Annotated in this window: 22 protein-coding genes; 14 read left to right on the top strand and 8 right to left on the bottom strand. The window is 51.8% G+C overall.

Going from position 1 to position 23,188, the window contains the following annotated elements:
- Positions 1–306 precede the first annotated feature (306 nt).
- Positions 307–1,374, top strand: coding sequence for a winged helix DNA-binding domain-containing protein (locus K3T82_RS15285; RefSeq protein WP_220194300.1), 1,068 nt, complete (start codon positions 307–309; stop codon positions 1,372–1,374).
- Positions 1,375–1,533: 159 nt separating this feature from the next.
- On the opposite strand, the gene K3T82_RS15280 is transcribed toward K3T82_RS15285, so the two are convergent.
- From K3T82_RS15280 to K3T82_RS15265, 4 genes are all read right to left on the bottom strand, one after another.
- The gene (locus tag K3T82_RS15280) at positions 1,534–3,537 is read right to left on the bottom strand and encodes an acetoacetate--CoA ligase (protein WP_220194299.1); all 2,004 of its coding nucleotides are present in this window, start codon (positions 3,535–3,537) and stop codon (positions 1,534–1,536) included.
- Positions 3,538–3,709: 172 nt separating this feature from the next.
- Entirely contained in the window at positions 3,710–4,141 is a 432-nt protein-coding gene (locus tag K3T82_RS15275) for an SRPBCC family protein (RefSeq protein ID WP_220194298.1), read from the bottom strand.
- Between the two features lie 178 nt (positions 4,142–4,319).
- A complete protein-coding gene (locus K3T82_RS47715) occupies positions 4,320–5,498 on the bottom strand; it encodes a LuxR C-terminal-related transcriptional regulator (protein ID WP_236031309.1) in 1,179 nt (392 codons plus the stop codon).
- Positions 5,381–7,351, bottom strand: coding sequence for a winged helix-turn-helix domain-containing protein (locus tag K3T82_RS15265; RefSeq protein ID WP_220194297.1), 1,971 nt, complete (start codon positions 7,349–7,351; stop codon positions 5,381–5,383). The genes K3T82_RS47715 and K3T82_RS15265 overlap by 118 nt, the downstream gene beginning before the upstream one ends.
- 264 nt (positions 7,352–7,615) lie before the next feature.
- On the opposite strand from K3T82_RS15265, the gene K3T82_RS15260 reads away from it, so the two are divergent.
- Positions 7,616–8,512: a SirB1 family protein gene (locus K3T82_RS15260; protein WP_220194296.1), complete on the top strand. Its 897-nt coding sequence runs from the start codon at positions 7,616–7,618 to the stop codon at positions 8,510–8,512.
- Between the two features lie 71 nt (positions 8,513–8,583).
- Here the strand turns inward: K3T82_RS15260 and K3T82_RS15255 are convergent, their stop codons facing one another.
- Positions 8,584–10,446, bottom strand: a complete 1,863-nt coding sequence (locus K3T82_RS15255) for a MutS family DNA mismatch repair protein (RefSeq protein ID WP_220194295.1) — start codon at positions 10,444–10,446, stop codon at positions 8,584–8,586.
- Positions 10,447–10,752: 306 nt separating this feature from the next.
- On the opposite strand from K3T82_RS15255, the gene K3T82_RS15250 reads away from it, so the two are divergent.
- Complete coding sequence (locus K3T82_RS15250) at positions 10,753–11,523, top strand: 3-hydroxyacyl-CoA dehydrogenase (protein ID WP_220194294.1); 771 nt, start codon at positions 10,753–10,755, stop codon at positions 11,521–11,523.
- On the opposite strand, the gene K3T82_RS15245 is transcribed toward K3T82_RS15250, so the two are convergent.
- Both K3T82_RS15245 and K3T82_RS15240 read right to left on the bottom strand, forming a co-directional pair.
- A complete protein-coding gene (locus tag K3T82_RS15245; protein ID WP_220194293.1) occupies positions 11,486–11,887 on the bottom strand; it encodes a hypothetical protein in 402 nt (133 codons plus the stop codon). The two genes, K3T82_RS15250 and K3T82_RS15245, sit on opposite strands and share 38 nt — an antisense overlap.
- Before the next feature lie 142 nt (positions 11,888–12,029).
- Entirely contained in the window at positions 12,030–12,269 is a 240-nt protein-coding gene (locus K3T82_RS15240) for a hypothetical protein (RefSeq protein WP_220194292.1), read from the bottom strand.
- 198 nt (positions 12,270–12,467) lie between these two features.
- Here K3T82_RS15240 and K3T82_RS15235 point away from each other — a divergent pair, with 198 nt between their 5' ends.
- From K3T82_RS15235 to K3T82_RS15200, 8 genes are all read left to right on the top strand, one after another.
- Positions 12,468–12,668 carry a helix-turn-helix domain-containing protein gene (locus tag K3T82_RS15235; RefSeq protein WP_220194291.1) on the top strand — a complete coding sequence of 67 codons (201 nt, stop codon included), beginning with the start codon at positions 12,468–12,470 and terminating at the stop codon, positions 12,666–12,668.
- A 379-nt stretch (positions 12,669–13,047) separates the two neighbouring features.
- The gene (locus tag K3T82_RS15230) at positions 13,048–13,281 is read left to right on the top strand and encodes a response regulator transcription factor (RefSeq protein ID WP_236031165.1); all 234 of its coding nucleotides are present in this window, start codon (positions 13,048–13,050) and stop codon (positions 13,279–13,281) included.
- Positions 13,282–13,434: 153 nt separating this feature from the next.
- Positions 13,435–13,662 carry a hypothetical protein gene (locus tag K3T82_RS15225; protein WP_220194290.1) on the top strand — a complete coding sequence of 76 codons (228 nt, stop codon included), beginning with the start codon at positions 13,435–13,437 and terminating at the stop codon, positions 13,660–13,662.
- A gap of 209 nt (positions 13,663–13,871) precedes the next feature.
- Positions 13,872–14,201 (top strand): PadR family transcriptional regulator, encoded by a 330-nt coding sequence (locus tag K3T82_RS15220; RefSeq protein WP_220194289.1) that lies wholly within the window; start codon positions 13,872–13,874, stop codon positions 14,199–14,201.
- 15 nt (positions 14,202–14,216) lie between these two features.
- Positions 14,217–15,080, top strand: coding sequence for a pentapeptide repeat-containing protein (locus tag K3T82_RS15215; RefSeq protein WP_220194288.1), 864 nt, complete (start codon positions 14,217–14,219; stop codon positions 15,078–15,080).
- A gap of 10 nt (positions 15,081–15,090) precedes the next feature.
- Complete coding sequence (locus K3T82_RS15210) at positions 15,091–15,852, top strand: ABC transporter ATP-binding protein (RefSeq protein ID WP_220194287.1); 762 nt, start codon at positions 15,091–15,093, stop codon at positions 15,850–15,852.
- Positions 15,853–16,638: an ABC transporter permease gene (locus tag K3T82_RS15205; protein ID WP_220194286.1), complete on the top strand. Its 786-nt coding sequence runs from the start codon at positions 15,853–15,855 to the stop codon at positions 16,636–16,638. It abuts the gene before it with no gap.
- A 250-nt stretch (positions 16,639–16,888) separates the two neighbouring features.
- Positions 16,889–18,067, top strand: coding sequence for a cytochrome P450 (locus K3T82_RS15200; protein WP_236031163.1), 1,179 nt, complete (start codon positions 16,889–16,891; stop codon positions 18,065–18,067).
- 450 nt (positions 18,068–18,517) lie between these two features.
- Here K3T82_RS15200 and K3T82_RS15195 read toward each other — a convergent pair whose 3' ends face one another.
- A complete protein-coding gene (locus K3T82_RS15195) occupies positions 18,518–19,156 on the bottom strand; it encodes a hypothetical protein (RefSeq protein WP_220194285.1) in 639 nt (212 codons plus the stop codon).
- A 290-nt stretch (positions 19,157–19,446) separates the two neighbouring features.
- On the opposite strand from K3T82_RS15195, the gene K3T82_RS15190 reads away from it, so the two are divergent.
- The 3 genes from K3T82_RS15190 to K3T82_RS15180 all read left to right on the top strand — a co-directional run bounded on the left by K3T82_RS15190 (position 19,447) and on the right by K3T82_RS15180 (position 22,794).
- Entirely contained in the window at positions 19,447–20,178 is a 732-nt protein-coding gene (locus K3T82_RS15190; RefSeq protein WP_220194284.1) for an N-acyl homoserine lactonase family protein, read from the top strand.
- Between the two features lie 356 nt (positions 20,179–20,534).
- Positions 20,535–21,980 carry an ABC transporter permease gene (locus K3T82_RS15185; protein WP_220194283.1) on the top strand — a complete coding sequence of 482 codons (1,446 nt, stop codon included), beginning with the start codon at positions 20,535–20,537 and terminating at the stop codon, positions 21,978–21,980.
- A 22-nt stretch (positions 21,981–22,002) separates the two neighbouring features.
- The gene (locus tag K3T82_RS15180; RefSeq protein WP_220194282.1) at positions 22,003–22,794 is read left to right on the top strand and encodes an ABC transporter ATP-binding protein; all 792 of its coding nucleotides are present in this window, start codon (positions 22,003–22,005) and stop codon (positions 22,792–22,794) included.
- Positions 22,795–23,188 lie beyond the last annotated feature (394 nt).

The raw sequence follows: 23,188 nt of genomic DNA, 5'->3' as shown, positions 1-23,188 counted from the left end.
ACATTACGCGTAGTATAGCACACCCCCTCTCCACTCCTGTAGCAAGCGGGACATTCTTCTTATCACGCGCCATTCAAGGTCAGACTTCTCTCCATTACGCACAATCCCAAACTCACGCGTCACGGATTAGCCAGGTTTTGCTTGCTTCAATACAAACAGGTTCACCGGCAAAAACACGGGCTGTTTTTGCCCTCTATTGATGATATTCTATTGATGGTACTCTATCGTTGACTTTATACATCCTCAGCTTGACGGCCAGCAAGAGCAACTGATATGTGTATCTAGGGAGAAGAGGAGAGCATCTTAATGACGATGACAGTGATTGCCCTTCGACGGCTATATCAGCAGCGACTTACGAGCCAGCCATTCATAACCCCTGAAGAAGTAGTCTCCTATCTGGGCGCGGTCCAATCCCAAGAATATCTAGGCGCGCAATGGTCGCTTGGCATGCGCATGCAGAACGCGACGGACGACATTATCGATCTGGCTTTCAATGAAGGGCGTATCTTACGCACCCATGTTATGCGTCCAACCTGGCACTTTGTGACGCCCTCTGATATTCGCTGGCTGCTCGAACTCACTGCTCCGCGCGTCAATGCGATCAATGCCTACATGTACCGACAATATAAGCTCGACGACGCTCTCTTCACGCGCTGCAACGAGATCCTTATTAAAACACTTCAGGGTGGTCACAAAATGACACGTGTAGAGCTTGGAATGGCTCTAACTAGGGCCGGAATCACCACCGATAACATGCGGCTGGGCTTGATATTACATCGGGCCGAACTCGACGCGATTATATGCAGTGGTTCCCATCAGGGCAAACAGTCCACCCATATGCTCTTGCCCGAACGTGCTCCGCAAGCTCGGAGTTTGCCACGCCAGGAAGCGCTAGCGGAACTCACCCTCCGTTACTATACCAGTCACGGACCCGCAACCATACAAGATTTTGCCTGGTGGTCAGGGCTATCAACAGCCGACGTAAAAGGGGGTCTCGCGCTCGTTGCCGATCAACTTACCCAGGAAATCATCGATGGTCAGACCTACTGGTACTCGGCCTCTCAACCACCGCTCACGGAGCCAGCACCACAAGCCTTCTTACTCCCCACATACGACGAATTCCTGGTTGGCTTCTCAGGGTTTGGCAAAGCTATCCAGAATGCCGATCAGAAGACAGCCTTTAGCGCACCTATCGTCATCAATGGACAGGTTGTTGGCCGCTGGAAGCGTACTCTCAAGTCCAAACAGGTTGTGATAGAACTGGCCCCCTTCACCCCTTTGACTCCCACTGAAGAGGAGGCAATTAACACCGCAGCACAACGCTATGGCGCTTTCCTTGGCCTACAAGTGGTCTACAAACAACAAAAAGTGTGAGAGATCGTTGCATCAGAGCCAGCCGATAAGTGTGAGGGATCATTGCATCAAGATCCCCTGGTAAGTGTGAGGGATCGTTGCATTGCGAGTAACATAAGGGCATATTTCTATTTCTGGGGAGAGCAAGAGAGAGCCACGCGCGGCTCTCTCTTGTTAGCATCAAGCAGTGGTGCCTTCGCGACGCTCCTGCACTGTACGCGCGAAGTTCACGAAGTATCGCAGTGCTTGTGGATTAGCGAGCGCGTCCAGGCTAGCGGCCTTCTCAACAGGAATCCCCATGAAGAGCTTTTTAATCGGCACCTCAAGCTTCTTGCCGCTCAGGGTACGCGGAACCTCAGCAATGGCATGTATCTCATCAGGAACGTGGTGTGGTGAGATGGCGGAGCGCAGTCTGTTTTTGATTGTGGCTTTCAACGAATCGTCCAGTATGACCCCCTCACGGAGGACAACAAAAAGTGGCATATAGTAGCGCCCACCAGACATCTCAACACCGACAATCAGGCTGTCCAGCAACTCCGGTACCGCCTCGACAACGCGGTAAATCTCACTACTCCCCATACGAATGCCCTGGCGGTTGATGGTCGAGTCAGAGCGCCCATAGATGATAGCACTCCCGCGCGGTGTGACCTTGATCCAATCACCATGTCGCCACACACCAGGGTAGGTCGCGAAGTAACTCTCGCGGTAGCGGACATGTTCTGAATCATTCCAGAAGAAGAGCGGCATGGAAGGCATGGGGGCCGTGATAACCAGTTCGCCCACTTCGTCCATCAGCGAATGCCCCTCCTCATCATAGGATTCAATCTTCGCGCCTAGCATTCGACACTGTAATTCGCCCGCATAGACTGGTAGCAGAACCGAGCCACCCACGAAGGCCGAGCATACGTCCGTCCCTCCACTGATCGACGCCAACCAGAGGTCCGATTTGACGTGCTCGTACACCCATTGAAACCCCTCCGGAGAGAGCGGAGAACCGGTGGACCCCAGGCAGTGCAAATGGCTCAGGTCATACAACGCCCCCGGTTCCACACCACTTTTCATGCAACTGGATATATATGCCGCGCTGGTGCCAAAGAGATTCATATGAGTATCAGCGGCAAAGCGCCAGAGCGCGCCCATGTCGGGGTATGCTGGACTACCATCATAGAGCAGGACAGTCGCACCGAGCAAAAGCCCTCCTACCAGCAGATTCCACATCATCCAACCCGTTGTTGTAAACCAGAAGAAGCGGTCGCCAGCCTTCAAGTCCATATCCAGCACCAAGCCCTTAAGATGCTCAAGCAGGATACCTCCCTGTCCCTGCACAATCGGCTTGGGCAGCCCAGTTGTCCCTGATGAATAGAGAATCCAGAGAGGGTGCTCAAAGGGTACCTGCTCATATTGCAGAGGCGCAGGCATACGCAGCATGTCAGACCAGGGCACGATGTCTGCCAACTCTTCCGGCAACGCGCTCTCCTCACCAGATAAGTAGGGGATCAGCACAGTATGCCGCACGCTCGGCAGCGCATGGCGTAATTCAGCGACCACCGAGCGACGATCAAAAGATTTACCGCCATACTGGTAGCCATCAATAGCGATCAGCACCACTGGCTCAATCTGCTTGAAGCGATCAATGACGCTATTGGTGCCGAAATCAGGCGAACAGCTCGACCACACCGCGCCAAGACTCGCACATGCCAGGAAGGCCATCACTGTCTCTGGTATATTGGGGAGGTAACCAACCACGCGATCACCAGACTTTACCCCCATCTCACTGAGGGCATGAGCTATCGCCCCCACCTTACGCTCTAGTTCGACCCAGGAAACGCTCACCAACTCATGCCGCTCCGAGCGAAAGAGAATCGCAGGGCGGGTCTCGCTCGCATTGCGGAAGACATGCTCGGCATAGTTAAGGCGCGCGCCGGAGAACCAGTGCGCGCCCGGCATCACGCGCTCGCTCAGTACCGTCGTATAGGATGAGGAGGATTGGATACGAAAATACTCCCAGAGTGAGGACCAGAAGTCCTCAAGCTCGCTCACGGACCACTCCCACAACGCTTCGCGCGTCTCAAAGCGCAAGCCCTTCTTCTCCGCCAACCAGCGCATATAATGGGTCACGTTAGCTTGTTGCTTCACCGCATCCGAAGGTTCCCAGAGAGGTTGACTATCAAATAGTGTTTGCATAGCCCGGCCTTTCCCTTACACGCTCACAGCAGCGTGAGCGCATCAAATACCGCGTCGTCTCGATCCCGCGCATTCTGAATGGGGTCTTCTAAGATTATAGCATGCTCGTATGCCAGCCACTGTCAATATGGCCTCACCCTCAAGCAGCATCAAACGCCAGTCACAGACTTCTCTACGAATCTTGCTCTAACCGCCGTTTGAGCTTCTCCAGTTGAGCATCGAGCTGCTTGTCCAACATAGACGAGACCAGGCTACGCGCGAACTTGAAGAGGCCACCCGGTTCGCCTTCTCCGGTCATGGTAACACGCGTATTCTCCCCTGACGGCTCAAAGAGCATAAGCGTTTCCAGAGTTACCGGACCAGTCAGGCTCTTCAAGCCAAACTGACGAGGTGCTTCATATTGAGTGATCTCGGTAGTAAATTCCAGTCGGCGACCAAAAAACTCTCCTGCCTGCCAGTAGCACGCGCCAACGCATATGGGGCCGCTACCAATCTGCCGAATCTCACTCGCGGGCGTCCACTCCGTCACCTTCTTCATATCGGTCACATAGGTGAAGACATCCTCAATTGGGCGCTTAATCAGGACGGTCTTAACGACTTTCACAACGCTCCTCCTAAAGCAGGATACAGAATGTTTGAGCGGCGAAACTCGGCGTTGGCTAAAGCTCAACGCCTGCATATGAAGTAGCTCAAGACTTCTTAATCTTCTGCTCAAAGTATATACGATAGCAATCAGCTATTTATTCACCTGAGCAGAACAGCGCTCGGCACATTGAGCAGTTTTACAGGAGCATTAACTCCTTAGCGCGCGCAACCGCCTGGGTACGGCTATGCACGCCAAGCTTGGCATAAATGTTATTGAGGTGCGTCTTCACTGTACTGAGCGCGACAACGAGATCACCAGCGATGTGCTGATTGGAGCGCCCAGCAGCAATCAAGCGCAAAACATCCAGTTCGCGCTCACTCAATAATCCATTCTCATCCACATCACCAGCACAACAAGCGGCAAGCAGACGATTGACATACGCTGACATTTGTCCTTCGTTCGCCATCTGGCGCAAGAGGGAGTGTATATCACTCCCTTGATCAACAAAAATACGAATTAGTCCCCCGGTCTCCCCCAGTATCAATGCGCGCTCAAGCATCTGCTCCGCACCCTTGTCATCACGCTGTCGTTGAGCTAATAGCGCCCGCATACACAGCCCCTCAACCAGACTCAAGATCGCTTCTGCCTCCTCAAAACAAGGTAGAAGGCGCGCAAGCACAGAGTCCGCATCATCCAGCCGCCCTTCCGCAATTCGCACCCGTATCCAGGTCAAGTACTCAACATCACGCGGGTATTGTGAGGACAGGTCATCGCATATTTCGAGAGTCTCGGCCCAGCGCCGGGCATCGTCAAGCCGCCCAATATCAAGGCAAGCCCTGGCATAGCGTGCCCCCATTAGAGCCTTATATTGTTCCATATCAAAGCCCTCCACAACACGTATCCCCTGCTCAAGCAGTGCCAGAGCCTCACGACTCTCGCCCTGCGCTTGCTTGATTGAGCTCAAGCGAGCATAGCTATACGCCAGGACCCCAACATAGCCCCAGGCCTTCCCCAGTTCCAGACCCTCATTAACAACACGCTCAGCGCCCTCCAGATCATTCCACTCATAGAGCACTTCAGCTTGAAAGGCATACGCCAGGCTCAGAGTAGACATCAGGCTATCTGTGTGCCGCACACAGGTATTGACAACACGTTCAAAAGTATCATGCGCCTCGTACAATCTCCCCCGTATAAACTGGATACAGCCTTGACCTGCCATACTCGCCAGCGCGGCATGAGGATTTAGTCCGGGCAATCCTAGACGCACAGCATCTTCAAATTCCTCATAGGCTTTGATATAATCGCCGTTAAGCAGATAGGCATTCCCCATGCTGGCAGCAACGACGCAACGTATATAGGGGTTAGCGGCGAGAATAGCCAACGCTTGCTGAGAGAAATTGAGAGCACTGGCAACATCCCCCGGAAAGAGGCCAGCGAGCCTGCGCACACCAGATAGAGCCCATCCAATTCACGCCACTCCTCGCGCCGCTCACCGCTCGCCTTGAGATCCTCTATCGCGGCCTGAGCCAGTTGTAGCTGTTTTCCTGCTCGCTCAAGCTGCCCTACACCTGTCAACGTGCCAGCGAACGCCGCATGCAAAAAGGGATAGCGCCTCATCTCGGCTTCGGGAAAGGTCTCAAGCCAGCCCAGAAGGGTTGTAATCTCACCACGCGCCATTGTCCCCAACGCGCATGCCTGGATCAAGCGAGCAGTCAGTACAAGATTACCAGAGGCGAAGGCATAGTGAATGGCCTCGTTCATCAGATGCCGGGATTCAAACCAGGCTGAGGCGCGCTCGTAAAGGGGAGTAATCCAGTCAGGATGCATACGTCTCAGGGAGTGGCGTAGAAACTCGGCAAAGAGGTGATGGTAGCGCCACCATTCGCCCTCGGCGTCCAGCGCTACAAGAAAGAGATTAGCCTGCTCGAAGCGCTTCAACACATCCGAACTTTCACTTCTTCCCGTCACAGCATCGCAGACCTCCGCGTTAAAACGCTCTAGTAGTGAGGTCTGAAGCAGGAAAGAGCGCGCGTCCTCGGGCTGGCTCAAGAGTACCTCTTCGGTTAGATAATCGATAATATAGCGATGCTGCCCGGCTGGCGACATGAGAGCCACCAGATTTGCTGTGCGCTCCGCCTGAGCAGAAAGCGCGACTAACTGGATCGCCGCAATCCAACCCTCTGTACGCGCCTCCAACAATTCCACATCAGCCCGCGAGACATCAAGCTTCATTACCTGCTGCAGGAAGCGTGCCGCCTCATCAGTAGTAAAGCGCAGATCTGTGGCATGTACTTCACCAAGTTGCCCACGCGCACGCAGGCGTGCCAGTGGTAGGGGTGGCTCCACACGACTCGCCAGCGCCAGGTGCAGACGCGGCGGCGAATGCTCCAACAGGAAGGCCATATCCTCATGCACACCAGGCATTGTAATCAGATGATAATCATCAAGAATAAGTACGATATCCTGCTCAAGATATGCCAGGGCATTCACTAGCTCTGTAAGCATGCCGTCTAGCGATCCCTGGCGTGGTTCAGCGAAGGAGCCAGCAAAGAGCGAGGGGAAGATACGTTGGAGGGAAGCCAGAACATAACCCCAAAAGCGGGCGGGATCATTATCGCCCTTGTCGAGCGAGAGCCAGGCATGTAATATATCAGCACGTGAAGCACACCAGTCGCTCAGCAGGGTCGTCTTCCCAAAGCCAGCCGGGGCCACGACAAGCATAAGGCGACACTCCAGGCACATATCTAAGCGTCGCAAAAGATATGGGCGCGTCACAATACCCGCTCGCGTTGGCGGTTGATAGAGTTTGGTCGCGAGCAACTTCTGAGGCTCCGCTGGAGCGGAGGTCTCAATAGCATCCATAGCTCCCTGGCGCCTCACCGTCTTTTCAGCCGCATTTGTTGTGGCTGGAATATGCCCTGCCAGTTCACTTAGAGTATAAGCCGCGCGCTCCAGGCAGTCCAGCCGCAGCTCTTCAGCTTTCCCCAGATACGTTTTATAGAGTCTGCCCTGATACTTGCGATACGCGTACCAATAGTAGCCGCTACGCTTCTGCTCGCGTCTCGCTGTAAACGTGCCCAAACTATGCTCAAAGCGAAAAGTGCGCTGTTCCCCTTCCTCCAGCCAGCGCCACCATGCGACACTCTCAAGAGGAATGGTCTTCCCTTGTCCCAGATCGTCATGGACCCACAAAGCCGCATCCCGTACCAATGGTGTAGCGTGCGCCATGAGCACCCCTTCTTTCACCTGTTACAGTCTCTCAACTCATTAACGCTTACAAGGTAGCACGCCTTTGAGTAACTTTGCAAGCAGGCATAGTGGCAAAGTATCTCCGCAATTCTATGGTATAATGCGTATGGCCCATGCAAGCATAAGATGCCGAATTTCAATCCGCTACGTTTCAGCGGCGAAAAATTACTGTGCGCCCCCTGGTACGCAGGTCCTTTCTACCTTGCAACCCGCTGATGAGTATGCTTTAATTGGCCCTGGAATATGGCAGAGACACCTTCTCATGACAACCCACAACAGCACATCTATACAGATTTTGCGTCCCTGGTCGCACAAGATGATGCCGCGATAGACCTGGCCCATGCGGCCCTTCTCATCGCGAAACTAGCCTATCCAGATCTGGATATCTGTCACCACCAGGCACAACTCGACGCTCTGGCACGGCGAGTCAGGGGCATACTCGGCCTTTCAACGGCACAGCCAACACCTCACAACGCTCCTCTTGAACTAGATCCAGAAGATCTCCTACAAGCGCTCAATCAGGTACTCTTCGAGGAAGAGCACTTTACAGGCAATGTTGGCGACTATAATAATCCAGACAATAGCTATCTTAACCGAGTTTTAGAAGAACATAGCGGTATCCCAATCACGCTTTCGCTGCTCTATATGGAGGTTGCACGCCGGGCGGGTCTGCGCCTGGAAGGGGTAGGGCTTCCCTTCCATTTCGTCATCCGCTGCCAGCTTGGCGAGGAAACTATGTATATCGACGCCTTCCACCAGGGACAGCTCTTGAGTCAGCATGAATGCCTGGAGATGGTCCGGCGCATCGCCCATCGCCCGCTCAAGCTCAATAGACACTGGTTCAAGCCGGTGTCCTCAAAACAGCTCCTTGGACGTATACTCAACAATCTGAAGCGTATCTACCTCGACCGTGACGCCTATGAATCAGGCCTGGCTATCTATAACTTGATCTTGCTCCTGCAACCTCAGTCTGCGCCCGACCGCCGCGCACGCGGACTACTCCATCTTCATCTCAAGCACTATGGGCGCGCCCTACACGACTTGAACGCCTACCGCGAGATGGCACCCGAAGCAGAGGATCGCTATGAGATCCTCAACTACATCAAGATCATCCGCCAGACTATCGCTATGCTCAACTAAAAGAGATGGGTCTCAGAACACAGAAAAGAGGGCGCTTCCACGACATGGAAGCGCCCTCTTTCGCCAAACCCTTATAGAGCATCGACCTCTTCTATTGGTAACCCTTCCATCTGCATGATCTTCAGGGCATTCGTTGTAGGGCAAGGTCCATGACGCAGTTTGTAATCAAAGACCATCTGCCCATCAACGACCTCCTCGCGGAAATGATAGTTATTGATTGCCGCAACCGCTTCGGCCAGATGCACCAGTTCCAGATCATGAGTAGAGATCGCTCCCAGGCAATCATGACCGGCAACAGCGCGCACAAAAGCGCGACTCCCACTTAAGCGCTCGCGATTATTCGTCCCCTTAAAGATCTCATCAATGAGGAAGAAGAGGGGGTAAGGCGAAGGCCGTTCCAGGGCATCGAGCAGCTTGCGCAAGCGCCGCACTTCAGCATAGAAGTAAGAATAGCCATCCGTTACGGAATCGTTGACGCGAATGCAGGTGAAGATCCTGAAGAGGTGTGTTGTCAGAGTGCTGGCACACACAGGCCCACCCGCATATGCCAGACACAGGTTCACCCCCTGAGTGCGCAGGAAGGTACTCTTACCCGCCATATTTGAACCGGTCAGGATATCGACCTCACCTAATCGCTGATAAGCGAAATCATTGGTTACCCGCACATGAGAGGAGATAAGGGGATGTCCTAAATCTCGCGCGCTAAAGAGCGGAAGCTCATCCTTGCCCAGCGCCTCATTGCTCACCACCTCCGGCAAGACATACTCGGGATTAAGATACGCGAAAGTCGCCAGCGAGTTCAACGCTTCCAGTTCAAACCATGCCTCCAGCCATTCTGGCAGGAAGCGAGCGATACGCTCCTTGTACTGACCTAGACGATACGCGCAGTACGCATCCCAGGGCAACAGCAGGTTAATAATGATCCAAAGCAGGCCATTGGCCTTCAGACTAGCAGCCGAGGAGACACGCTCAATGCCCCGGAGAACATGTGAGGGGCGACTCGCTTCCGTCGACTGAAATGGCGCGCAGAGGCGCGCTAGATGTGCATGCGACCCAAAAGCATATTTTTCCAGGAACTCAAAGACCGAACTGAGCGCGCCAAAGTTCGCGCTCATAAAGCCTGCCTCCTCGAAGATATTGCCCCGAATCTTATTGGTCAATGCCAGAAAAAGGATGCCGCCAAAGAAGGTCAGAGTCCAGATAGCAGGCGTTTGCGTCAGCAAGCTCACCACGAAATCGATAATCGTAAAGGCATTAAGGACCAGAGAAGCCCATAGCAGAGGGCGCACGCCCTTCGATGAAGGGTTCCTCGTCAACCAATCCAGCAGTTCGCGCCCCTGAATTTGTCCCGAGCGCCCCTTTGTCGAGATCAATGAATAGAGGCTGAGCTTATCGCGGAAACGGCTCAGGGGACGCAACTCCTTAACAAGAGCCTGTCGAGCCTGAATAGCCTCCAGATCAGGCTCCATTGCCAGCAACCAATCGCGCAGGAGCTCGCTTCCCTCACGAGAGTACGAGACATCCAATATGCGATGCAATGAATACTTACCTGTGATATCTAGATCAAACTCAAAGGGATGATCGTCCAGACCGCTACCCGGCGCGGGTGGTGGAATATGCTCCCAATCCAGGTTCGCGCGCGCGATATGCGTCGACTTGATCAGTAGCCAGGCTTTGTGCCGTGCCAAACTCTTATCTATCCGGCTATGGAAAAAGGCGGCAACCCCAAAGGCAACCAGCGTCACCACTCCTAGCACCACACCCAGCCACCAGAGGAGAAAACCAGCAACCAGACTCAGGGCCAGACCCCCAAAGAAGACGAAGACTCGTAACCATGAATAACGGTTACTGCGTGTATCCAGCATCTTGATTCGTCGTTGCACGCGTTGAAGCTGTCGCTCCAATAACTGTATACGTTCCTGCTTGCTCTGCACTCGCTTAATCCTTCTCCGCACTCAAACGTTTCTCTTTATCAGGCAGTCTAGCACTCCAGACAGGCAGACACAAGCGAACCAGGACGCCCATAATCAGTAATATCATCCAGTAAAATCATCTCCCTTGTGCTCTCCCTCCTGATATGATAAGAATAAAGCATAGCAGCATTGTTACACTTACTCCTTATGCAAAAACCTGAGCGAGCTCAGTAGCGTTGTTTTTTGCATAAGACCTTGGTTACACGCATCTGGCAAAGACGCCAGTGCTGTCTCAACTGGAAGAGTCTAGCAAGGAAGGTACAAACCATGCACATAGCCAACAAAGGCGTCATCGTGACCGGAGGAGCCTCTGGTCTGGGCGCGGCCTGTGTACGCCTGCTCACCGAGGCCGGAGCCAGAACCACCATTATTGACTTCAACACGGAAACCGGCACAGCCCTGGCAAATGAGCTAGGAGAAGCGTGCATATTTGTCAAGACTGACGTCACAAAGGAAGAAGAGGTACAGGCAGCCCTCCAGGCCGCACACGCCCATAGTGGTGAGATCAACATCCTTATTAACTGCGCGGGCATCGGCGTCGCGGAAAAGATCTTGAGCAAGCGCGGTATTCATACGCTCGCGAGTTTTAGCAAGGTCATCTCAGTCAACCTGATTGGCACCTTTAATGTTATCCGCCTGGCATCGGCTCTCATGGCTGAAAACCAGCCAGAAGGAGAAGACGGTGAGCGTGGCGTCATCATCAATACCGCTTCAGTCGCGGCCTTCGACGGGCAGATTGGGCAGGCAGCCTATTCGGCCTCTAAGGGTGGGATTGTTGGCATGACGCTCCCTATTGCACGTGAGCTTGCCAGCCTGGGCATTCGCGTCGTCACCATCGCCCCCGGCATCTTTGATACCCCGCTCATGGCAGGTCTTCCGGAAGCAGCACGCGTCTCGTTGGGACAGCAAGTGCCCTTCCCCTCGCGCTTAGGTCGCCCTGACGAGTACGCCTCCCTCGCCAAACACATCATCGAGAACACCATGCTCAATGGCGAGACTATCAGGCTTGATGGCGCGATCCGTATGTCAAGTCACTGAGGTTAAGCAACAGTGCATTTGATGATACAGAAGACGCATCATTGTCTACTGAAGCATAGCTAATGAGGTCGAGAGGGAGCAACCAGCGAATGGAGAGGTTCCCTCTCATTGTTTCTTGAGCAAGAGTATTGACAAGGTGACACACACGCTCTTTCTCTTCATCCGTCTGAACCAGGCCCATGATAGCTTCAAGATCGTCATAGCGCATGGTTCGATGATACGTGTTGATTGGGGCTCGTCCTCGGAAAGGTACAGCTCGCCGGAGACCAAGCACTTGCGCTCGATCACAGATACGATACCAAGCGCGATGAGGGAGGGCTTTCATAAGCTCGGCTTGCGGCATGGCTGTGTAATGCGCTCTCATAATAGCATCTTCTTCCTCGCTCCACGCCTCAACATTGTTAGGTGACACACCTCTCCAAAGTAAACCAATATCAGGGCGCGAGGCAACGCCATTTTCCCATTCAATCCGGAGAAGAAAAAGATGAGGTGAAATAATATTGAGTTTAATTTTCTTGCAAGCTTTGTAGCTTTCGTTGCAAACGCTGGATTGCATTTTCTGTTTCGCTTACCTTTGTAAGATAACGGCCCTCAGTTTCTTTGGTCAATGGACGGACAGGGTTTGTTAGCAGTTCATCAAGACGTTTGATTTGATCCTGTGCTCGTTGTATCTGCTCCTGAGTAATGTTGATTTCATTCGTTTCATTTGGGCCACTCAAAATTAGATCACTAATACGTGAATGCACAAAACTCCTTTTAACGCTATGGCATTTGTTTAATTTTCCTATCACAAATCACCATGGGGCTATTTATATTTCATTATACACTATTTTAGTGCTTCTGGGAAATACTGAGTTAGTGAGAGTGAGTGAAAGAAAGCTCTTTGACGGATAAGAGATAGAGCGAATATAATAAATCCGTGCTTATTTGCGAGGAGAGAAAATATGCTTGGTGATGAACAGCTTCTGACAGCACAGCAAGTCGCAAACATGATGCAGATTCACATTCAAACAGTGCGAGGCTGGGTCAATAATGGGGAATTAGCGGTTGTGTGGATAGGAAAGCGCGAATACCGCATAAGAAGAAGTGTGCTTGAAAGTTTTATTTTAAGTCGAGAAAAAAAGAAGAATATTAACGAGAAGTGAAGTATTTTGTTTAGAGTCTACCCTTTGGCACACACATATAAAAGCCTTTAATCAGCCACAGAAATTAAAAAGAGCTAACGGCATTGTTAGCTCTCGCCTAGCTTATATATTAATCTCTGCTATTCCTAACCCTTTTTGCTCTAAAATAGCATTGATATAATGAAGGTCAAGGCTTTAAATATTTACTTAAAGTTTTTTTCAGACGCTCATAGATAGCATCAAATAATGGTGTGTCTGAAAATAATGAAGAGAGGCTCGTTGTAGATCTGCTGTTTCTCGCACATATATCTCAACCCTGCTGGCGGCTTTCAAGCAGGAGCAGCAGCGCGCGCAACGAGGAGATGCCTTTCCTGCCCTTCCCCAACAAATTCTGGCGCAAGTGCCAGACAACACCTCTGCTGACGCTACGGCAGCGCTCATCGAGCCGCTCAGCCCTCAGGAGCGGCGAGTGCTGCACCTGCTCGTCGCCGGACGCTCCAATCCGGAGATTGCGAGCGCCCTGGTGGTCTCAGTCAATACGGTGAAAACACATGTGCGGAGTATATATCGCAAATTGGGTGTCGCCAACCGCGTAGAAGCGAGTGTAGTCGCACACAGCCTCCATCTACTCTAATCACTCCAACACATTACCCCTCTCGCCTTCCTTCAGAAACATCTTTTTTTCTCACCCACCCTGAATCACCCACCTGGGTGAGCCTGACTCACCCAGATCTCCTCTATACTCTTCTTATGAAAAGAGAGAAATGGAACGGAGGACACACGCGAGATGCATTGCCGCATATATGTGAAAGGGCACCTGGACCCGTCCTGGCAAGAATGGCTGGGAGGATTAACCATTCATCATGATGCCACGGGCACGACCCTGCTCACGGGCACGCTCCTCGATCAGGCGGCGCTGCATGGAGTGCTGGGAACGCTGCGCCGTTTGAGTCTGAGCCTTCTTTCCCTGGAAACAGATGAAACTCCTCAGGCTGAGGGGCGAAACTTTTCTTAGCTTGACTTTGTCCATTTTGAGGAAAAGAAACAGGCATAAAAGCCTCCCGAGAGAAGAGAGAAGCTGACCAAAGCCATATCTTTTCAATTTCAGCAAGGAGGTCATAGAAAAAACAGAGAGTTTATTTATCGAGCAAAGTATCATCATCAAAATAGTACATTGACAATCACAGTACTATATCGTATAATCTCCATACGAGGTGATGATATATGAGTGAAAACAAACTGACCTCCGATCTGCTACGCGGACATACCGATACGATAATTTTACGGCTCTTATCGGAAGCTGACCGCTACGGCTACGAGATTGTCAAACTGATTGCTGAGCGCTCGGGTGGCGAGTACGAACTCAAGGAAGCCACCATGTATTCCAGCGTCCGACGACTTGAGATGGACGAGGATATCGAGTGGCATTGGGGTGATGAATCTCAGGGCGGGAGAAGGAAATACTTCCGGATCACGGAAAAAGGGAAAACGACCTACGATCGCAACACACGAAACTGGGGGTACGCCAAGCGCGTACTAGAGAACCTCTTGTAAAGGAAAGGTATTGATATGAACGATACATTGACCAACTATGTCAACGGCGTCTTTGCTCCCTACGATGAGGTCAAAAGCACGACCGAATTAAAGGCGGATCTGCTCTCCGATTTACAGGAGCGCTTCCGTGAGCTCAAAGCCGAGGGCAAGGATGACGAGACCGCCTTTGCCATGACCATTGAGAGCATCGGCGACATCGAGCAAACCGTCAGGGAGGTCACCAACCTCTCCCACTCGCTAGAGCGGCAGGTGGTTACCAACTTGAGCGCGAGCCATCTCCCACAGAGCGACTTCGCCGACGTGGTTGCGCAGAAAAGCAACTTTCAAGGCAGTGCGTTGCGTGGCTCTGACTTTACGGGCGCGGACCTCACCGGGAGCTCGTTTCGGGGCAGTGACGTCCGTGAAGCCAATTTCACGCGCGCCAATCTGACCGATTGCGACTTCTCTGTCCTTGACCTCGTGGATGCGAACTTCAGCGAAGCCATCCTGGTACGCACCAACTTCAGCAAGTCGGGGTTGGTCGGAACGAAATTCGTTGGCATCAAGCTGACAGATGTCAATTTTACCAAGACGGACCTGCGCAAAACGACCTTTGAACGCTGTACCTTTCTCGGTGTGAACTTTGCCTCTTCCGACCTGAGCGGACAGCGACTGGATGGGCAGACTTTTCTCGGTGTCACGTTCGACCTGCCAGCACTCAGGGATGTGTCGTTTCAGGGTGCGACCCTCAAAAATGTCTCTTTCCGCCAGACGGGCATCTGGTCTCTGAAGCGGGCCATCCAATCCATTCGCTTTGATGGCGCGATGATGGATAAGTTAACGTATGCTGCCCTCAAAGGCATAGGGGCTGATGTCTCGAAGGTGACTGTTCTCTCATAAGGAAAAGATTATGCAGAATATTGCTATTCAGGTCGATGATCTCAAAAAATCATACAAGAAGCTCGATGTCTTAAAAGGCGTGAATCTCACCGTGGAGCAGGGCAGCATTTTTGCCCTGCTTGGCTCCAACGGCGCGGGCAAGACCACGCTTGTCAAAATCCTCACCACGCTGCTCAACCAGGACAGGGGAACGGCCATCGTCAACGGATTTGACGTGGCGTCACAGCCAGCCCACGTGCGGCAATCCCTCAGTCTGACTGGACAATTCGCCGCCGTGGATGAGATGTTGACCGGACGAGAAAATCTTATTATGGTCGCCAGGCTCCGACACCTCACACATCCGCGCCAGGTGGCCGACGAGTTGCTGACCCGTTTCGGTTTAACCGAGGCTGCCAACCGCAGGGCATCGACATATTCAGGCGGGATGCGTCGCAGGCTTGATATTGCCATGAGCCTGGTGGGAAAACCGCAGATCCTTTTCCTTGATGAGCCAACCACCGGGCTTGACCCTGAGGCACGCATTGAGATGTGGAAAGTAGTGAAGGAGCTTGCGGATGGGGGCATGACCGTCTTCTTAACCACGCAGTACCTGGACGAGGCGGAACAGCTTGCAGATCGCATTGCCATTCTTCATGAGGGAAAGATTATTGCCAGCGGCACGCTCATGGAACTCAAAAAACTGTTCCCGCCTGCTGAAAAAAAATATGTAGAAAAACAACCAACATTAGAGGAGATTTTTCTTGCCATCATTGGCAAGAAGGAGGAACAATAAATGGAATCGATACAGAAACAGACATCCATACAGACACACTTTTTCAGCGATATGAGCGTGATGGTTGGTCGTTCCATGCGCCACATCTTCCGCAGTGTGGACACCATCTTCACCGTCACAATCACGCCAATTGCGATGATGTTGCTGTTCGTGTATGTGTTCGGCGGCGCCATTCAAACAGGGACAGCCAATTATGTCAATTATTTGGTGCCTGGGATCTTATTGATTGCGATTGCGAGCGGAATCTCCTATACCGCGTACCGTTTGTTTACCGATGTGCAGAAGGGAATCATTGAGCGCTTTCGTTCCATGCCGATAGCTCCTTCCACCATGTTGTGGGGACATGTCCTGACCTCGATGGTCTCCAACGCACTTTCACTGGTGGTCATCATGCTCGTCGCCTTGTTGATGGGCTTTCGTTCGTCGGCGAGCATCCTGTCATGGCTGACCGTTGTTGGCATCCTCGCTCTGTTTACGCTGGCCTTAACCTGGGTCGCGGTGATTCCCGGACTGACCGCCAAATCGATAGACGGCGCAACCGCCTTTTCCTATCCGTTGATCTTCCTACCCTTTATCAGCTCGGCGTTTGTGCCAACCAAGTCGATGCCGTTCCTGGTCAGAGTCTTTGCCGAAAACCAGCCAGTGACAGCGATCGTGGATACCATCCGGGCATTACTGGCCGGGCAGCCTGCGCCTCAGAATATATGGGTTGCTCTCGCATGGTGCGTTGGCATTCTGGTTGTGGCTTACATCTTTGCGATGAGGGCATATTCAAAGCGCGTGTAACAAGATGACTCTCTCCGAGAAAAAGAGTGTACACTATCTCTGCTCGACACTTTCGACATATCCTCATAACGGAAGGCCAACAGGATGTTCAGAGTAAGTAAAGAGATCAGGAGAAAGTGCATGAATATAGAGTCCAGGCCATTTACACTGAGAGGCTGGTTGGCAATCCTATGGGTGCGAACGGCCTCTCGCGAGAGAGCCTGTATAATAGTTAATCATGTAGAAGATCATACAAAGAGAAAGAAGAAGCATGATGCAGACAAAGCCCAATAGAGAGGAACTCACTGCCTCGTATGACTGGTATCGTCAGATGCGTGAGACACAGCCCGTTTTCTTCGACCCGAATATCCAGGCATGGCACCTCTTCCGCTATGACGATGTGGCTCGAGTGATCACTGACCACGCCACATTTTCTTCCGAGCAGAACCGCTTCGTGCCAGCCGAATACCGCGATGTGAGCCCGATCAGTTCGAGCATTGTGCGCCTGGATCCCCCACGTCATCGCAAGTTGCGCAATCTCGTCTCGCAAGCCTTCACGCCGCGCATGGTGGCTCACATGGAGTTGCGCATCAAGGAGATCACCAGCGAATTGCTCGACCAGGTGCAGGCTCAAGGTGAAATGGATGTGATCCGGGATCTGGCCTACCCTCTGCCTGTCACAGTCATTGCGGAGTTGTTGGGGGTTCCCACAGAGCGGCGAGAGGATTTCAAGCAGTGGTCCGATGCCTTCGTCTCGGGAGACGCGGAAGCGACAGAGGAGGATATGCAGGCAGGAATCCAGGCATCACGCGACATGGTCGACTACTTCACTCAGGTCTTTGAGGAGCGGCGTGCACATCCCCACGATGACCTGGTGAGCGCGCTGCTGCTGGCTGAAGTGGATGGTGAGCGACTAAGCAACGAGGAATTGATTGGGTTCTGCGTGTTGCTCCTGGTCGCGGGCAATGAGACCACGACCAATCTGATTGGTAATGCCATCCTGTGCCTGGATGAGAATCCAGGAACAGTAGAACGTCTGCGTGCCAATCGTGAGCTGGTGCCAGGTGCACTTGAAGAAGCACTGCGCTACTACTCGCCGGTCAAACTCGTGCCACGCTGGGCCGTAAGCGAGACGACGATTGGCGAGCAGCGCATAGAAGCTGGTCAGATGCTCTTTGCCTGGGTTCCCTCGGCGAATCGGGATGAGGCTCAGTTCCATAATGCCGATCAGTTCACGCTCGAGCGTGAGACGAATCGACACCTGGGCTTCGGGCACGGCATCCACTTCTGTCTGGGTGCTCCCCTGGCGCGTATGGAGGCGAAGATTGCGCTCAACGCGATGCTCGACCGCCTGTCCGGTTCCTGGCACGTTTCCGATGTGCCACTATCTCCGATCAAGAGTATGTCAGCTTTTGGGGTAAAGAATCTGCCCTTGACCTGGGAGAAGTAATGTAACGTGAGTTCCGGTGAGCAGCCCCGTCAGTTTCCTCATAGCGGTTAGCCTTACCATGGAACCATGAATGGCGGCTTGACCGTAGTATCAAGGTGATAACTGGCAGATCACACAAAAGGGATATGTATACAGAGAGGAGAGAAATACTGTGCTAGCGGCATCTCTCCTCTTTCTTTTTATCAATTCTATTTGTTCTCTATGTATGTAGAAACGACAACACTTCTATCTAGTTGATTGCCTGATCATATGGACAGCAGATAGCAATCAATAGACAAAGCACAGAGGTATATTAACGTTTTTGTGAACAGAGCGATTTATAAAGAGGAATTGCAGAGGAGACAGTTGGCGAGGTGTCAAGATAGAGAGGGAGCATCAGTGGATAGAAGGCTCCCTCTCATGTGCTTCGCAGAGGGTTAAAAAGTGGAGGAGAATTTGAGCGCTCGTCGTTTACTGAGCAAGGCCAATCTGCGCTTCTCGTTGATTGTTCGATCTCAACATGCGTAAACCTTCAGAGCAGCCATATACGCTGTAGATCCAGGTCGCGATAGCGGTACCAAGTCCACAGACAAACCATTGCAGATTAATATGGATGCCTCCCAACACTGTAGGTGTCACAGGGAAGACAATAAGAGCGACAAGAGCCACCAAACAGGTCCAGGAAGCGACCCAGTAATCAATATGCCTGTTAAAGATCCATGCAAAGGGATAGAAATGCAAACCAACAATAAGCGCAATCACCGGAAGAAGAAAGTCTGCATAACCCAATAGATTGCAAACCGCCGAGGCAACGCCTATAAGCAGGCCCTCCATTCCAAAAGTTATACCATACCATTTCCCTATCTTCCGCCCCTGCGTCTGCTGATCCGCTGTCGCCACTGGGAACCGCCGTGCCATCATAAGGAGGTAGATACCTGCGGAGAGTTGAAGTATGCCAAGAAAGCACACAAGAGGAAAAAGAAAGATCTCACCCCAGCCGTTCAAAGAACCTACAACCAACGAGGCCCAGGCCGAGCTAAAAAATGCCATTAATAACACGCCAGAGGCTGCACCGATCATCGCAGCCCTGGGAATAGCATGCGCTTGCAAGAAGGTCGTCTCCTTAGTCATAAAACAGAATATATTTATATGCTAGCACAGGCCCTCTTAAAGCACAACTTTAGCTATATACAAACACGCTCATTGTCGCATCTGAGCCACGTGATCACTCATGTTTACTTGTCAGGAGGTGCAATGATACCATAGCATACTTCACCGTAAAGCACATCGTCCTTCTGGACGATTTTCGCGCTTCTCACATGCTTTATACTTTTCCAGGCAAAACTACTCTTAAAAACGATTCTCTAGTTGATGACAAGCGAAAGGATTGATGAAGCACGATGAACAGCGAAAGACCACAGCGATTGTATCTCATGCCACTATCAACCTTCTCCCTCCCACTACCAAATGGACAAAGCTTATCCATGGTGTGCGTCTGCTATCTGATAACGACCACTACAGGTAGGAATATTCTGGTTGACAGCGGCACACCCGTGAATTTCGCATCACCAGGCGGAACAACAATCGGGACAGCAAAGAACGTGCTTGTGCATCTCGCGGGCCTGGATCTACACCCGGACGATATTGATACTCTCATCTGTACCCATTTCGACGTCGATCATGCTGGCTATCATGATGCCTTTACGCAGGCCGAACTTGTTGTTCAACGCTCACACTACGAATTGGCGAAGAGTGGACATCCACGCTATGCCGCCGCGCGAGCGCACTGGGACCATCCAGCGCTCCGCTATCGACTCGTCGATGGCGACACCGAACTGCTGTCCGGTCTGACCCTGATCGAGACCAGTGGGCATGCACCTGGACACCAGTCCATCCTGCTCCACCTGCCACAAACAGGCCCGGTGCTGCTCGTTATTGACGCGGTCGCTATGCAGCGCCTCTTTACGCCTGAGCGCAAGGCATGGCCCATGGATGATAATGAAGAACAACTACAAGCCAGTACACGTAAACTCATCTCCCTGGTTGAGCACGAAGAGGTCTCCCTGACCATCTTCGGTCATGACGGACAGCAATGGCAAACTCTCAAGACAGCCCCTCAATACTACGAATAAGCTTGCCCTCACACCAGTAGTCGCCAATTCCATATAATTGTAAGACTGGAAACTCATATAGAAGTCTCTTTGCTACACGGGATTGAGCAAAGAGACACGCCCTCAAACGCAACGACACACAAACAGCTCCATCGCCGCATCTGATCTTAAACTTCAAATACAATCTTAAATCTCTTAAACATCCATTGCTTTAGATTTCTTTTACAATTCTCTACACACTTTTTACATTCTCCTGAAGAATCTATGATAGATGTCGGCTATGCTTCGAAGCATACGAAGCCAGCAGGTAAATATCGTTGGCAAAAATATAAGACCGGTCAACAGGTTGATATGTTAAGAGAAGGAGAAATAATCGCATGGGCATAATTATACGTGGCATGCGAAACGTAGTGCGTAATCCACTGCGGCTACTACTCATAGTCTTGTTGCTAGGAGCCAGTTTGATGTTTGTCGCAGCCATGGTTAGCCTCAATAGCAGCGCTCAGCAACAACTCACGAAAGTGCGCTCAGAGGTTGGAACAGGTATTACGATCAGTTACGTAACTGAGAACGAGAGTCAATCACAAGGAAATAGCAACAATAACGGAAACAATGGGAGTGCATCTGGGGGGCCTCCTAGTGGCAACGGAGGATTTGGTGGGAATGGGGGATTTGACATGTTCAGATCACAAAATGAGAGCACGCCAATTCCAAGCGATGCCATTACCAAAGTATCGAAGGTTGCTGGTATCACCAGCATCGAAGAGAGTCTGAGACGCTATGACACGGACGAAACGCTCAAAACAAGCAGCGTTCAGACGCCCGATGGCAAGACTAGAACAATACCCGCCTCCATCTATGGTATTTCAAGTGGCTCATCACACTTCACCATTCAGGGTGGCACACCTACAATCACTTCTGGTCGTGGCTTCCAGGCAAGCGATGACAAGAGCAATGTAGCGCTGATGAGTAAAACTCTGGCGGACTCAAACAAGCTCAAGGTAGGCTCGACCTTTACACTAAAAAGCGCCAAATTCACCATCGTTGGCCTCTATACCTCAGACGCTGCTATGGCGGATAACACGCTTACGCTGCCACTGGCAACGATGCAGAAGCTCTATGATGTCGCCGGTGTTGATAGCATTACGGCCTATGCTACAACCTATGATCAGGTAGAAACAGTCGCCACCAACATTCGCACAGCGTTGGGTAGCAAATACAACGTCGTCACAGAGAACCGCATGTATTCGAGCGCGATTAGCGCCCTCAGCACGGCACAGAACAGTATTAAGCTAGCCCTCGCCGTCGCTATCGCGACCTCGGCTGCGATTATCATCTTCTCCGTCTTTGTGATTGTGCGCGAGCGCACGACCGAGATCGGCACACTCAAAGCTATCGGTGCGTCGCACTGGCAGGTCATAGGTCAATTCTGGACAGAGGTGCTAGCGCTGAGCGTCCTGGCATCCGCAGTCGCGACCGGACTTCTCGTCACACTGGGACCAATCATCTCGGAGAAGTTTGATGTCTCTACACCATCCAACAATATTGGGGCAATAGGAGGCAATGGCGCGTTTATGAGAAGCGGAACACCAACCCTCCAGGGCACGCAGACGGCCCAAGGCATGCCATCGTTTCGAGGTGGTTTCCAGGGCTTTACACAACGCCTGGGTGACATCCATCTCTCGACCGTGACCCTTAACGCTCAGACACTACTCATCATCATGGGGTTGGGTATCGGCCTGGCAATTCTGACAAGCCTTATCCCTGCTCTCTATGTTGCACGTATTCGACCAGCAGTCGTGTTGAGAAAAGGGAATAACTAAGATCCCAGAGAGCGAGAAAAAAATGGAAGAAGAAGCTACTATCGACATCGAAACTACCTCAGAGACGCCGAAAGAGGATGCGAAGGTAACCGTTGTCGCACACAACCTCAGCAAACACTTCAAAATGCATGGCGAGTTAATCAAAGCTGTGGACGAGGTAAACTTCGTCTTCACTGAAGGGCAATTCGTCACTATTATGGGCCCCAGTGGCAGCGGTAAATCGACGCTCCTTTATATTCTGGGTAGCCTGGATAAGCCAACCAGCGGTGAACTCACTGTGAATGGTGTCGACGTTATGAGTCTAAGTGGGCCTGGAGAGCACAAATTCAGGCGTCAGAATGTAGGCTTTGTATTTCAATCATTTCACCTTGTCCCCAACCTGACCGCCCTTGAAAACGTGATGCTACCAATGGAATTAACAGGTGGTCAGGGGAGAAACGCAATGCGAGAGCGAGCACGCACGCTTCTCCTTCAGGTTGGCATTGATGAGAATCGACACCGGCATCGTCCTGGCAGGCTTTCAGGTGGACAGAAGCAGCGCGTCGCCATCGCGCGAGCGCTCGCGAATAATCCACGCGTAATCCTGGCAGACGAGCCAACAGGCAACCTGGACTCACAGAACGGCAAGCGTATCATTGATCTCTTGAAACGTCTCGCGACTCAGGGCAGAACTGTCATTGTAGTGACACATGATCACAGCATTTCGAAGGTCGCCAATGTGCGTATCGAGATAGAAGATGGCAAGATTGAGACAATTGGTGGCGAAGTTGCCCCCAAGCCCCAGCCAGTGGCAAAGAAGAAGCGCCGCCGATAAAAACTGCACATATACAGACATTGAAGCATTATTCTATATGAGATAATGCTTCAATGTTATTCAGGCTATATTCATTTCGCAACTTCTTATACATACCATCTGATGCGAACATCTGAACGCTTTGCGCTAGCTGCCGCTCAGTCAGCGCCGTACCCTCGAATGAGGTTGATGTTCGTTGTAACGAGCACACTCAGGTTTTCAAATAAGGAGTTAGATATTTCCATTATCACATTTTATGCGTTATAATAGGTAAGAAGCAAAACTTCACGGTCAGCCTGGTTTACTGATGTATGCCCGCTGGGGCACGTTTGTAAAAGAGGATAGGCGGCGTTATTCAGTAAAATCTTATGCGAAAACCAATCCTCATACGACGAGGGCACGCTCAGGTTTTCGA

Origin of the sequence: Ktedonospora formicarum, assembly GCF_016587355.1 — a bacterium.
In the GTDB taxonomy this organism is placed as follows: Bacteria; Chloroflexota; Ktedonobacteria; order Ktedonobacterales; family Ktedonobacteraceae; genus Ktedonobacter; species Ktedonobacter formicarum.
Note: the sequence above shows the minus strand (reverse complement) of the source record. Positions and strands in the feature narration are given on the sequence as shown.